We start from the raw sequence: 12,914 nt of genomic DNA on the forward strand, positions 1-12,914 counted from the left end.
GTTCCCTACCGGAAGATGCCGGTGTGGCCGAGGGAGTAGCGGCCGGGCTGCGGGTACACGGCGAGGCCGTGGGGGCCGCCGCCGACCGGGATGCGGGCCAGCTGCTTGCCGGTGACGGTGTCGATCGCGTAGACCTCGGAGTTGTAGCGGCCGGAGAGCCACAGCACCTGCCCGTCGGCCGAGACCCCGCCCATGTCGGGGCTGCCGCCGTCGGGCAGCTGCCACTTCTTGGTGAGGCGGTTCTCCTTGAAGTCGAAGACCGAGATGCTGCCCTCGCCCCGGTTGGACACGTACATCTCCCTGGAGTCGCGGCTGACGTACAGGCCGTGGCAGCCCTTGCCGGTGGGCAGCAGCTTGGGGACGTCGAACTTGTCCCCGCTGAGCACCCACATGCCGTGCGCCATCATGTCCGCGACGTAGAAGGTCTTCCCGTCCGGGGAGATCTTCACGTCCTGCGGCATGGCGCCCTCGAAGGGCAGCTTCTGCTGGCCGATCACCTCCATCTTCTCGGTGTCGACCTTGAGCAGTTCGCCGGAGAACTCGCAGCTGACGATGAAGTAGCGGCCGTCCGCCGAGAAGTCGGCGTGGTTGACGCCGAAGCAGGTGACGGGGACGGTCTTCACCCGGTCCATGGTGTGCGGATCGCGGAAGACCAGCTCGCGGTCCATGGAGGCCATCACGACGGCGTACTTGCCGTTGGGCGTGAAGTACAGGTTGTACGGGTCGTGCACCTCGACGGGCTTGCCGGCCTCGCCGGTGGCCGGGTTGATCGGGGTGAGCGTGTGGCCGCGGTTGTTGTTGACCCAGAGGGTCTTCATGTCCCAGGAGGGCACCACGTGCTGCGGCTGGACGCCGACCGGGATGGTGTCGATGACCTTGTACGTGGCCGGGTCGATGACGGACACCGTATTGGAGTTGGTGTTCGGGACGTAGACCCGGGACGGGAAGTCCTTGACCACCGGGGACAGCTTGTTCGGCCGGTCGGCGGCGTACACGTCGTGGGGATCGAGCAGCGGGGGCATCCCGGCCAGTCCCGGCGGCACGGCCGGGACGGCCTTGACGGGCTTGGCGGGCCCCTTGGAGCCGAGCGCCTCGGCAGGGGCCTTGTCTGCCGATCCGCAGCCGGCCAGGGCGGCGAGGACCAGACCGGCCAGCAGCACGGTGGCCTTCCGGGGAAGGCGGGTGGTCTTCATGAGGTCAGCAGCTCCGTGGTGGTCACCGCGCGCAGTTCGCGGCGCGCGAGTTCTTCGAGGAGGGGCGGCATCGCGTCGGCCGTGTCCGCGTAGCCGAAGTGCAGGCTCACCACCGATCCGGGCCGGATCGTCCCGGTGACGTTGCGGATGACGGCCGCCGCGCCGGGCGAGGTGAAGTCGAGGGAGTCCACGTCGTACGAGAGGACGTGCGGGTAGCCCGCCCGCTGGGCGAGGGCCCGGACGAGGGGGGTGGCGTACTGGGTCTGCGAGGGGCGGAACCAGGTGCCGATGGAGCCGGTGAGCCGCTTGAGGCGCTGGGCGCAGCCGGTGATCTCGGCGTAGGCCCCGGCCTCGGACATGCCGTTGATGGCGAGGTGGCGCTGGGTGTGGTTGCCCAGTTCGTGGCCGCCGTCCAGGACCCTCCGGGCCATGTCGGGATGCTCGTCGAGCCAGCTGCCGATGGCCAGTACGGTGACCCGCGCGCCGGCCTTCTCCGCCGCGGCGAGTACGGCGCGGGCGATGGCGGGGTCCCCGTTGCCGTGGAAGGTGAGCGCGACCCGGGGCCGGTCGCGGGGGCCGTGCGCGATCTCCACGGGCTGCCCGGGGAAGCGGCGGGGGGCCGCAGCCGCGGGCACCGGGCCGGCCGGGCGGGCGGGCTTGGCGGGAGCGGCCCGGACGGGTCCCGGCGCTGCCGGGCCGCCGCCCGTGCCGCACGCCGCGGTGAGGGCGCCGGCAGCGGCCGCCGCCGTGGCGCGCAGGGCCGTACGGCGGTCTGGATAACAGAGCACCCGCCCATTTAAGAGCCGGATGACCCTCAAGGTAATGATTGACCCAATTTGGGACTTTCGTCGGGCGGGCATTCAAGGCCGGCCGTCCGCTATGTGATCAACGATTTACACAGAGCGGTCGATACTTATTCGTTGATTACGAGGTGAGTGGCCCATCTCACCTAGGATTTAGGTGGAAACTCTTGGGATATGCACACTTATGTCCGAGTCGGGACTTTTGGCGTTCGAGCCCTCGTCTGCCATAGTCGGAACCACGACTTCCCTTTGACCCGAGCGAAGTCCCCCGCCGAGGATCACACACCCCACCGATCCTCGGCGCACCCATGAAACCCCCGCAGCGCCGCACCTCGGCGACAGGGGGTTTCTGGCGTTCCGGGGCCGCTCAGCGGTCGGCGACCCGCATCTCGAACCAGGTGATCTTGCCCCGCGGCAGCAGGTCGGCACCCCAGCGGTCGGAGAGCTTGTCGACGAGGAACAGCCCCCGGCCCGTGGTGTCCAGCTCGTGGACCGGCATCAGGCAGGGCAGTCCGCGCGAGGGGTCGCGCACCTCCACCCGGATCCAGCCGCGCCGGCGCAGCATCCGTAAGCCGAAGGAGCGGGCCCCGGTGTGGCGCACGGCGTTGCCGACGAGCTCCGAGACCAGCAGGACGGCGTGTTCGGAGATCTGCGGCGACAGCCCCCAGAAGCGGATGACCACGCTCTGGGTGAGCCGCCGGGCCGTGCTCGCGGACTCCGGCATGGACGGCAGCGTCACCTCCGCCTCGGCCGGGTTGCCGTACAACTCCAACGCCCTGAGGCCCTGTTCGTCCTCGACCGCCGCCGTGAGCCGTACGGCCGAAGCGCTGCTGCGCTGCCGCGGCTGTTCCACACCCTCCAGGCCCGCCATGCACCCATCATGGACGGCCCGCGCGCCCGTCCGGGCCGTTCCGCAGGAATACACCCCCCGGAACCAGGGGTTCCGAGGGGATGCTCCGGCATATGCGAAAGGCAACCGAGGGCTGCATGAACCACCCTGACCTGGGGTGACGTTCCGCTGCGCGGCGATCACCGTCAGTGGATCACCAGGTCCCCTTAAGGCTGCCTTAAGGCCTGGCTAATCCACCCGCAGGGGTTTCATGCGGCCGCGCTCATGCGTCCCTCGAGGCCCCGCTCATACGGCTGCGTCGTACGGCTGCGCCCATACGGCTGTGCTCATACGGCTGCGCTCATACGGCTGTGCTCATACGAACTTGGCCTTGCCCGGGCCCTCTTCGACGAAGCTGCGCATCCCGCGCTCGCGGTCCTCGGTGGCGAACAGGCCCGCGAACCAGTTGCGTTCGATGGTCAGGCCGGTGTCGATGTCCGCCTCCAGACCGGCGTCCACGCACTCCTTCGCGGCGCGCAGGGCGATCGCCGGGCCCTGGGCGAGCTTGGCGGCCCAGGCGTGCGCCTGCTCGTACACCTCGGCGGCGGGCACGACCCGGTCCACCAGGCCGAGGGCGAGGGCCTCTTCGGCCTTGACCATGCGGCCGGTGAAGATCAGGTCCTTGGCCTTGGACGGGCCGACCAGCCGGGAGAGCCGCTGGGTGCCGCCCGCGCCCGGGATCAGGCCGAGCAGGATCTCGGGCTGGCCGAGCTTCGCGTTGTCGGCGGCGATCCGGTAGTCGGCGCACAGGGCGAGCTCGCAGCCGCCGCCGAGGGCGTAGCCGGTGATGGCGGCGACGACGGGCTTGGGGATGCGGGCCACGGCCGTGAAGGCGTCCTGGAGCGCACGGGACCGGGCGACCATGGCCGCGTGGTCCATGTTCTGCATCTCCTTGATGTCCGCGCCGGCCGCGAACACCTTCTCCCCGCCGTAGAGGACGACCGTGCGCACGTCGGCGCGGTCGGTGGCCTCCACGGCGAGCTCGCGCAGCCGGTCCTGGGTGGCGATGTCCAGGGCGTTCATGGGCGGGCGGTCCAGCAGGATGGTGCCGACGCCTTCGGAGACTTCGAGAGAGATGGTCATACGGGGAAGGTTAGCCGCGGTTAACGCGGAGTGGCCCGGTGCTGTGGGTCACAGCACCGGGCCACCGGGTCACGTACGCGGATCGGTTACTTGATCCACTCCGCCCAGTCCATGTTCCAGCCGTTGAGGCCGTTGTCCGGGGCGATCTGCTTGTCCTTGGAGTTCTTCACGATGACCACGTCGCCGATCAGCGACTCGTTGTAGAACCACGCCGCGGGGGTGTTGGGGTCACCGGCGCCGCGCTCGTCCTCCAGGCCGACGCAGCCGTGGCTGACGTTCTCCGAGCCGAACGTGCTGGAGGAGGCCCAGTAGTTGCCGTGGACGAAGGTGCCGGAGGTCGACAGCCGCATCGCGTGCGGGACGTCCGAGATGTCGTACTCGCCGCCGAAGCCGACGGTGGCGCCGTTCATCCGGGTCACCTTGTACTTCTCGCTGATGACCATCTGACCGTTGTAGGTGGTCGTCGCCGGGGCGCCCGCGGTGATCGGGATGGTCTTGAGCACCTGGCCGTCGCGGACGACCTCCATCTTCTTGGAGGTGGCGTCGACGGTGGTGACCTGGGAGCGGCCGACGGTGAAGGTGACCGTGCGGGTCTGCTTGCCGTAGACGCCGGGACGGCCCTCGACGCCGTCGAGCGCGAGCTTCACGGTGACCTTGGTGCCCGCGGCCCAGTACTTCTCGGGGCGGAAGTCGAGGCGGTCGTTGCCGAACCAGTGGCCCTCGATCGGTACGGACGGCTCGGCCGTGACCGTGATGGCCTTCTCGACGGCCTCGGTGTTGGTGATGCCGCGGGTGAAGTTGACGGACACGGGCATGCCCACGCCGACGGTCGAGCCGTCCTCGGGCGTGTAGTGGCCCACGAAGGTGTTCTGCGGGGTCAGGGTGGTGAAGGTGGTGTCCTTGGCGGACTCGCGGCCGGCCTCGTCCTTGGCCACCGCGTGCACCTTGTACTCGGTGGCGGCGGCCAGGTTACGGGCGGGCTCCCAGGTCGCGCCGTCGGCGGCCAGCTTGCCCTCCACCGCGTTGCCCTTGGTGTCGGCCACCGTCACGGCGGTCAGCTTGCCCCCGCTGCTGGTGATCTTCAGGACGCCGCTGGTGGCGACTTCCTTCGACCCGTCGTCCGGCTTGACGTTGACCACGGCCTTGGACGCCTCGGTGCCGGTCTTCGCCGTGCCACCACCGGCCTTGCCGTTGTCCCCGCCGCTGCCCCCGCTGTTGCCGCCACCGCTGCACGCGCTGGTCAGCAGCAGGGCCGCCCCCAGCAGAACGGCCGGCAGGCCGGTGCGAACGCGGCCGCGTATCGGCTGCAGGTTCACTCGTGTTCTCCCCATGTCCCCCGCGCACGGACAGTCGCGCGCTTGTCGACAGGAAATCACATGGGGAGATTACGAATAGGCACAGTCGTGTCACCGTTCCGTCCCAAGTGCCGGGGCGGACGGGCTGTCAGGCCTTGCGGTCACCGCCCAGGGGCCACTCACCGGGGTTCCAGCCGGGGCCCTCGGGACGCCCGTGGTCGGGACCGTCGTGGCCGGGGCCCTCGTGGTCGGGACGGCCGTGGTCGGGCTTGCCGTGGTCGGGCCTGCCGTGGTCCGGCTCGTCCTTGCAGTGGCAGGTCTGGCCGTCTTGCGCGCGCTTGTTGAGGAGGGTGACGGCGATCCGGTGGCCCGGGGTGCGTCCGTCCAGGGTCAGCGGGCCCGTCACCGGGTCGCGCGGCAGCACGTAGCCGTCGGGGACGTCCACCTCGACCACGTAGTACGCGCCGTCCGGGAGTCCGTCGAAGGCGCAGACGCCGTCTCGGCCGGTGGTGCACTCGTCCCCGACCCGCTCGTCGGCGTCGTTGCCGCTCCGCTGGAGGCCCACGGCCCTGCCGGTCTCCCGCCACAGTTCGAACTCCGCGCCGCGCAGCGGCCGCTTCGTCTTGGCGTCCTTCTTCAGCACCTTGACGGTGCCGGCCGGGTCCTCCTCCGCCTTCCTGTTCGGGACGGTGACGACGACGTACTCCTCGGTCTCACCGCGCTCCAGCTCGAAGGCGGTGACCGGGTCGCGGGGACGCTCGTAGCCCGCCGGGAGGCCCACCTCCCGCCAGTAGTAGCGCTCGCCGACCGGCAGCTCGACCGTGCAGGTGCCCCGCGCGTCGGTCACGCAGGCGCCGTCCCCGAGCGGGGTGTCGGGGTTCTCGCGGGTCTGGAGGCCGGCGGTGCCGTTGCTCTCGCGCCACAGCTCGAAGCGGGCGCCGGGCAGCGGTTCGCCGGTGTCCTTGTCGACCTTCCGCAGCACGACCCGGGCGCTGCCGTCCGGCGGCTCGGGGGTCCTGCGGTTCACGGCCGTCCACCGCACCCCCCGCGAGGCGTTCTCGGCCGTCAGGACCAGCGTGTGGACTGGGTTCGCGGGGAGGTCGTAGCCGGTGGGCGGGGTGGTCTCGCGCCAGTAGTAGGTGCCGAGCTCCTCCTCGCGCGCGCAGAGGCCGTCCGTGCCGGTGGTGCAGTCGGTGACCTTGGTGTCGAGCTCGCCCGTGCCCTCGTACTGGAGGCCGTCCCGGCCGTTGGTCTCCTTCCACAGCTCGAACTTCGCCCCGGAGAGGGCCCGGCCGTTCTCGTCGTGCTTGACGACGGACACCGAACCCCTCGTCGGCGGGACGGGTGCGCAGTCGGGCAGGTCGCCGTCGAAGGGGTACGCGTGGAACTCCGCGCCCAGGCCCGTGGTCTCCGTCGGGCTGGTGTGGGTGACGCTGCCGGCGGTGAAGAAGCGGCCGTTCATGCCGATCACCGAGACGTTGGCGACCGATGCCTGCGGCCCGATCAGGACGCTGCCGCCGAGCTGCGCCGAGCCCGCGATGGTGGCCGCGTCGGCGTTGGGGAAGTTCCACAGCAGCCGCTCGCGCAGCCCGGCGGGGAGCAGGGTGTTGTTGACGCGCAGCGCGGGGTTCTCCCCCGTGACGTTGACCAGGACCGTGGCGTTCTCCGGGATGCCGGTGAAACGCAGCGTCTGCTGCCCTTCACCGGAATGGGCGGAGAGGTCGAAGTCCACGTTGAATACCTGGAGCGGCGAGCGGCCGTCGCCGGTGAAGACGGTCTCCTGGGCGCTCCACACCGCCCGGCCGGTCGGCGTGCGGGGGACGCCCCCGGGCAGGGCGTAGCAGGTGCTGGCGGCGGTGAGGGCGCCGCGCAGGCGGGTGTAGGGGTCGGCGGCGTTCGGGTCGGGGTCGAGGGTGCCGGTCACGTTGCCGGTGAGGCCGCCCGCGTAGTGGACGCGGCCGCCGTCGGCGAGGAGGGTCTGGCGCGGGGCGACGGTGATGTCGCCGCCGGTGACCAGGAAGTCCGAGCCGGCCGGCGGGGGGACGCGGGAGCCGACTCCGGCGATGCCCACGTTGTAGACCAGGCCGCCGGCGGACTTGTTCATGTCGAAGTCGCCGAGGACGACGACCTTGCCCTCCGCCTCGGCGGCGCCCCGGCGCACCAGCATGTCCCCGCCGACGAAGACGTTGATGTTCCGGTCCCGGCCCGCGAAGCCGTGGTTGCCGGGCTCCGGGTAGGGGTTCGGGCAGCCCTCGCCGGGAGCGGTACCCCCGGGGATGCAGGGCCCGAGGCCGCCGGGCAGCGGGGCCCTCAGGGTGCCCGCCGTCGCCGGCGGTTCGCTGCCGGGGCCCGCCGCGAGGGCCGTGGGGGCCCCGGCGGCGAGTACTACCCCCACGGCCAGCCCGAGGGTCCATTTCCTTGCTGACATGACGCTCCGTCCGCTGTCTCGGCCACCCGCCCGCGCCGATGGCCCTGACAGGCTGCGGGCGGGCTTCGGCGCGGCGGACGGAAGACACTCGGCGCGTACGGCATTCCGGTCCGACAATCACTCGATTGCACCGCTCCCCCGGGGTGCGGGGAGGTCCGGAATGTGTCAGCCGGGATGCCGGGGGCGGTCAGCCGATCGCGGAGCCCGCCACCCAGTCGGCCCAGGACATGTTCCAGCCGCCCAGTCCGTTGTTGGGGGCGACGGTCTTGTCCTGCGAGTTCACGACCTCCACCACGTCGCCGACCAGCGTCCGGTCGAAGAACCAGCCCGCCGGGGTGTCAGAGCCGCCGCCCTTGTCGTCGCGCAGGCCCACGCAGCCGTGGCTGGTGTTGGTGGAGCCGAAGGTGTCGGGGCTGGCCCAGTAGTTGCCGTGCAGGAAGGTGCCGGAGGCGGTGAGCCGCATGGCGTGCGGGACGTCCGGGATGTCGTACTCGCCCTTGCCGTCCTCGCTGGTGAAGCCGACGGTGGCGCCGTTCATCCGGGTGACGTCGAACAGCTCCATCACCACCATCTTGCCGTTGTAGGTGGTGTTCTTGGGTGCCCCGGCGCTGATGGGGATGGTGGACAGCAGCTGCCCGTCCCGGCGGACCTCCATGGTGTGCGCCTCCGCGTCGACGGTGGAGACCTGGGAGCGGCCGACGGTGAAGCGGATGGTCTTGTCCTGGATGCCGTACGAGCCGGGCGCGCCCTCGATGTCGCGCAGCTTCATCTTCACGGTGACCTCGGTGCCGGCCTTCCAGTAGGTCTTGGGCCGGAAGTCGAGGCGCTCGGAGCCGAACCAGTGGCCGACGACCTCCACGGCCGGGTCGGAGGTGACGGTGATGGCCCGCTCCACGTCGGCGCGCTGCTTGATCGGCCGGTTGAAGTTGAAGGAGACGATCATGCCGGTGCCCACGGTGGAGCGGTTCTCGGGCTTGAAGTAGCCGATGAACCGCTCCTCGGGTACGTAGGTGGTGAAGGTGGTGTGCCGGGCCTGGCGGCGGTTGTGCCCGTCGAGGGCGACCGCGTCGACGGTGTACTTGGCGGCGAGCGCCAGCCGTCCGGCGTCGGGGTCGGGGCTCCAGCTGAGGCCGTCGGCGGCGATCTCGCCGGGGACCTCCTCCTCCTGGGCGTCCTCGACCTTGGTGACCCTGACCCGTTCGAGACGGCCCTCGGGGACGTTCACCCGCAGCGGGCCCTCGGCCGGTACGCCCTTGGCGTTGTCGTCGGGGGTGATCCGGATGGCCTCGTCCGGGGAGCGGGGTTTGCCCGGCAGTGAGATCTCGACGGGGGATCCGCCGTCCTCGGTGCAGCCGGTCAGCCCGCCCAGCAGGCCCGCCCACGCCGCCACGGCGGCCAAGCCCGCCCCTGCCCGCCTCGTCAGAAGAGTCACGTTCCGTCCAACGACCGGGGCCCTCCGGGGGAAACGTGAGGGCCGGGCACGTTCCGGGCAGAACAGTCCGGGCAGAACAGTGGGAAGGACCAGACGGGGCGGGCCCTGGCCGGGACGCCGGGGCCGCACTCCCCCCGCCGGTACCCAGGAGCCGTGGAGGCGGGCAGTGTCGAGCGCAGCCGAGCAAGAGGCGGTGGATGCCGCCGGCAGTGATGCCGGCAGGGCCGTCGAGGGGATGGACGCCGTACGGGAGCGCGTCCAGGCGAAGGTGTTACGGGCGGCCGCGCACCCGCCGCCACCGGTGTGGCCGGGCTCCTCGCACCCGCTGGGGGCCCGCTACCACGCGGGGCCGGCCGGGGTGGAGGGCACCAACTTCGCGCTCTGGGCGCAGGGCGCGGAGGCGGTGGAGCTGTGCCTGTTCGACGCGCTCGGGGCGGAGACCCGCTGCACCCTGAGCGAGCTGACGCACGAGATCTGGCACGGCTTCGTGCCGGGCGTGCGGCCCGGGCAGCGGTACGGCTTCCGGGTGCACGGGCGCTGGGACCCCTGGACGGGCGCCCGGTACAACCCGGCGAAGCTGCTGCTGGACCCGTACGCGCGGGCGGTCGACGGCGATTTCTCGCTGCCGCCCGAGGTGTACGGGCACGTCCGGGACTGGCCGCAGCAGTACATCGCGGACACGGTGCGCGACGACCGGGACTCGGCCCCGTACGTCCCGAAGGGGGTGGTCGTCCACGATGACGACGACTGGTCGGACGACGTCCGGCCGAAGACCCCCTGGGCCGATACGGTGATCTACGAGCTGCACGTGCGCGGGTTCACGATGCGCCATCCGGGTGTTCCCGAGGAGCTGCGCGGCACGTACGCGGGGCTGGCCCATCCGGCGTCCGTGGAGCACCTGAAGGCGCTGGGCGTGACGGCGGTGGAGCTGCTGCCGGTGCACCAGTTCGCGCACGAGGACCACCTGCTGCGGCGGGGCCTGCGCAACTACTGGGGGTACAACTCGGTGGGGTACTTCGCCCCGCACGCCGGGTACAGCGCCAGCGGGACGGCCGGGCAGCAGGTGGGCGAGTTCAAGCGGATGGTGAAGGCCCTGCACGCGGCGGGGATCGAGGTCATCCTCGACGTGGTCTACAACCACACGGCGGAGGCCGGGGAGCTGGGGCCGACCCTCTCGCTGCGCGGGATCGACAACCGGGGCTACTACCGGCTCCAGTCCGACCAGCGCCGCTACGCCGACTACACGGGCTGCGGGAACACCCTGCACGCCGGGCGCCCGCACGTGCTGCGGCTGATCACGGACTCGCTGCGGTACTGGGTGACCGAGATGGGGGTGGACGGCTTCCGCTTCGACCTGGCGGCGGCGCTCGCCCGCTCGATGCACGACGTGGACATGCTGTCGCCGTTCCTCGCGGTGATCGCCCAGGACCCGGTGCTGCGGCGGGTCAAGCTGATCGCGGAGCCGTGGGACGTGGGCTCGGGCGGCTACCAGGTGGGGGCCTTCCCGCCGCTGTGGACGGAGTGGAACGACCGGTACCGGGACGCCGTGCGGGATTTCTGGCGGGGTGCGCTGCCCGACGTACGGGACCTGGGGTACCGGCTGTCGGGATCGAGCGACCTGTACGCGTGGGGCGGGCGGCGGCCGTACGCCTCGGTGAACTTCGTGACCGCGCACGACGGTTTCACCCTGCGCGACCTGGTGTCGTACGAGCGCAAGCACAACGAGGCCAACGGAGAGGCCAACCGGGACGGCACCAACGACAACCGGTCCTGGAACTGCGGGGCCGAGGGCGAGAGCGGGGACCCGCGGATCGGGGCGCTGCGGCAGCGGCAGCTGCGCAACCTGATGACGACGCTGCTGCTGTCGACGGGGGTCCCGATGCTGGTGGCGGGCGACGAGTTCGGGCGCACGCAGGGCGGCAACAACAACGCGTACTGCCAGGACAACGAGACGGGGTGGGTGGACTGGTCGCTGCTGTCCGACCCGCGGTGGAGCGGCCTGTTCGCGCTGACCCGGCGGCTGATCTCGCTGCGCCAGGCCCATCCGGTGCTGCGCCGGCGGGCGTTCTTCTCGGGGCGGGCGCAGGGTGCGGACGGGCTGCGGGACCTGGCCTGGTTCACCCCGGCGGGCACGGAGATGACGGAGCGGGACTGGTACGCCCCGGCCGCCGCGGTGGGCCTGTACCTGTCCGGGCGGGACATCCCGGGCCGGGACGAGCGGGGCCGGCAGGTGACGGACGACAGCTTCCTCGCGCTGCTGCACGCCGGGGACCGGCCGGTGGAGTGGGTGCTGCCGGGCGCGCCGTGGGCGGATGCGTACGAGCTGGTGCTGGACACCGCGCGGGAGTCTCAGGAGGCTCCGCCGGGGACGCGGCACCGGGGCGGGGAGCCGCTGACGGTCCCGGCCCGGTCGGTGCTGCTGCTGCGGGTGGTGGGCTGAGGCGGCGCCGGTGAGCTGACCGATCCGGAGCGGAACCTTTCACTCCCCCTGCGATGATGTGCCCTTCCTGTGAACACACGAACACATGACCACATGGACAGGGGCAGGCATGGGGAGAGTCGGGACCGCGCTCCGGGAACTGCGGGGGGCGCAGAAGTCGGCCAAGGGGGTGTCGCTCTACTCCCGCTTCGTCAACCGGCCCGCCGGCCGTTACCTGGCCGCCGGTTCGTACGCGCTGGGCCTGACGCCCAACCAGGTCACGCTGGTCAGCGCCGCGTTCAGCTTCGCCGCCGTCGCCGCGGTCGCGCTGGCCGGGCCCTCGTGGGGGCTGGGCGCCGCCGTCTGGGCGGCGCTCGCGGTCGGCTTCGCCTTCGACTCGGCGGACGGCCAGCTGGCCCGGCTCCGCGGCGGCGGGAGCGCGGCGGGCGAGTGGCTCGACCACGTGGTGGACGCGGCCAAGCTGACCGCACTGCACGCCTGCGTGCTCATCGCCTTCTACCGCTTCCCCGAGGAGTACGGAACCGGGTCGGAAGTGTGGCTGCTGGTGCCGCTGGGCTTCCAGTTCGCCTCCGTCGTCACCTTCTTCGGCGGGCTGCTGACCGAGAAGCTCAAGCCGAAGGCCGCCCCGGGCAGCCCGGCCGCCGCGCCGTCGACCCTGCGTGCGGTGGCGCTGCTCCCCGTGGACTACGGGGTGTTCTGCCTGGTGTTCCTGCTGCTGGGCGGCGGGACTCTGTTCCGCTGGGCGTACGCGGGCCTGGGCGTGGTCGCCGCCCTGTTCCTGCTGGCGTTCCTGACGAAGTGGTTCCGCGAGCTCAGCGCCGTTCGGCGGTGAGCTGCTCCGGCAGCGGCGGGTGCACCGGCTGGGCGAGGGCGTCCAGCGCCCGGCGCAGCTGGGTGCTGGAGGTGTGCACGGTGTAGGGGAAGTAGACGACGTCGACCCCGTGGGCGGCGAAGTCCCGTTCCAGCTTGGCCCCCTTGGGGGTGCCGCGCCAGTCGTCGCCCTTGAAGATGACGTCGAAGCGGACCTGCTTCCAGGTCTCCACCTTGTCCGGGACCGTCTCCACGAAGGCGGCGTCGACGTACTTGACGCTGCGGACGATCTCCAGGCGCTCGACGAGCGGGATCATCGGGCGCTGTCCCTTGGCCAGTTCGGCCATCTCGTCCGAGACCACGCCGGCCACCAGGTAGTCGCACCGGCTCCGGGCGTGCCGGAGGATGTTGAGGTGTCCTATGTGGAACAGGTCGTAGGCACCGGGCGCGTAGCCCACCCGGTACGGCCTGCGCGCGGGCGGCACAGGGTCGGTCATGTCGCGCTCCGTCATCGGTTACCCCCCAGCGGCCGCACCCCCCG

Annotated in this window: 10 protein-coding genes; 2 read left to right on the plus strand and 8 right to left on the minus strand. The window is 71.4% G+C overall.

Annotation, left to right across the window (positions count from 1 at the left end; genetic code table 11):
- Positions 1-5: 5 nt before the first annotated feature.
- The 7 genes from ACZ7IF_RS20280 to ACZ7IF_RS20310 form a co-directional block, all read right to left on the minus strand.
- Positions 6-1,193: a YncE family protein gene (locus ACZ7IF_RS20280; RefSeq protein ID WP_470973007.1), complete on the minus strand. Its 1,188-nt coding sequence runs from the start codon at positions 1,191-1,193 to the stop codon at positions 6-8.
- On the minus strand, positions 1,190-2,011 hold the full coding sequence (locus ACZ7IF_RS20285) for a polysaccharide deacetylase family protein (protein WP_470973009.1): 822 nt from the start codon (positions 2,009-2,011) through the stop codon (positions 1,190-1,192). The genes ACZ7IF_RS20280 and ACZ7IF_RS20285 overlap by 4 nt, the downstream gene beginning before the upstream one ends.
- A 352-nt stretch (positions 2,012-2,363) precedes the next feature.
- The gene (locus tag ACZ7IF_RS20290) at positions 2,364-2,972 is read right to left on the minus strand and encodes an ATP-binding protein (protein WP_470973011.1); all 609 of its coding nucleotides are present in this window, start codon (positions 2,970-2,972) and stop codon (positions 2,364-2,366) included.
- A 228-nt stretch (positions 2,973-3,200) separates the two neighbouring features.
- Positions 3,201-3,968, minus strand: a complete 768-nt coding sequence (locus tag ACZ7IF_RS20295; RefSeq protein WP_470973013.1) for an enoyl-CoA hydratase/isomerase family protein — start codon at positions 3,966-3,968, stop codon at positions 3,201-3,203.
- 86 nt (positions 3,969-4,054) lie between these two features.
- Positions 4,055-5,299: a L,D-transpeptidase gene (locus tag ACZ7IF_RS20300; RefSeq protein WP_470973015.1), complete on the minus strand. Its 1,245-nt coding sequence runs from the start codon at positions 5,297-5,299 to the stop codon at positions 4,055-4,057.
- A 112-nt stretch (positions 5,300-5,411) separates the two neighbouring features.
- On the minus strand, positions 5,412-7,691 hold the full coding sequence (locus ACZ7IF_RS20305) for a choice-of-anchor A family protein (protein WP_470973017.1): 2,280 nt from the start codon (positions 7,689-7,691) through the stop codon (positions 5,412-5,414).
- A 187-nt stretch (positions 7,692-7,878) separates the two neighbouring features.
- The gene (locus ACZ7IF_RS20310) at positions 7,879-9,090 is read right to left on the minus strand and encodes a L,D-transpeptidase (RefSeq protein WP_470973019.1); all 1,212 of its coding nucleotides are present in this window, start codon (positions 9,088-9,090) and stop codon (positions 7,879-7,881) included.
- Positions 9,091-9,358: 268 nt separating this feature from the next.
- Between ACZ7IF_RS20310 and glgX the strand changes: the two genes are divergently transcribed.
- Positions 9,359-11,563 (plus strand): glycogen debranching protein GlgX, encoded by a 2,205-nt coding sequence (gene glgX, locus ACZ7IF_RS20315; protein ID WP_470973276.1) that lies wholly within the window; start codon positions 9,359-9,361, stop codon positions 11,561-11,563.
- A gap of 109 nt (positions 11,564-11,672) precedes the next feature.
- Positions 11,673-12,395 (plus strand): CDP-alcohol phosphatidyltransferase family protein, encoded by a 723-nt coding sequence (locus ACZ7IF_RS20320; RefSeq protein WP_470973021.1) that lies wholly within the window; start codon positions 11,673-11,675, stop codon positions 12,393-12,395.
- On the opposite strand, the gene ACZ7IF_RS20325 is transcribed toward ACZ7IF_RS20320, so the two are convergent.
- A complete protein-coding gene (locus tag ACZ7IF_RS20325) occupies positions 12,376-12,870 on the minus strand; it encodes an FAD synthase family protein (protein WP_470973023.1) in 495 nt (164 codons plus the stop codon). The two genes, ACZ7IF_RS20320 and ACZ7IF_RS20325, sit on opposite strands and share 20 nt — an antisense overlap.
- Positions 12,871-12,914: the final 44 nt, after the last annotated feature.

Source organism: Streptomyces sp. NPDC037421 (assembly GCF_055602105.1).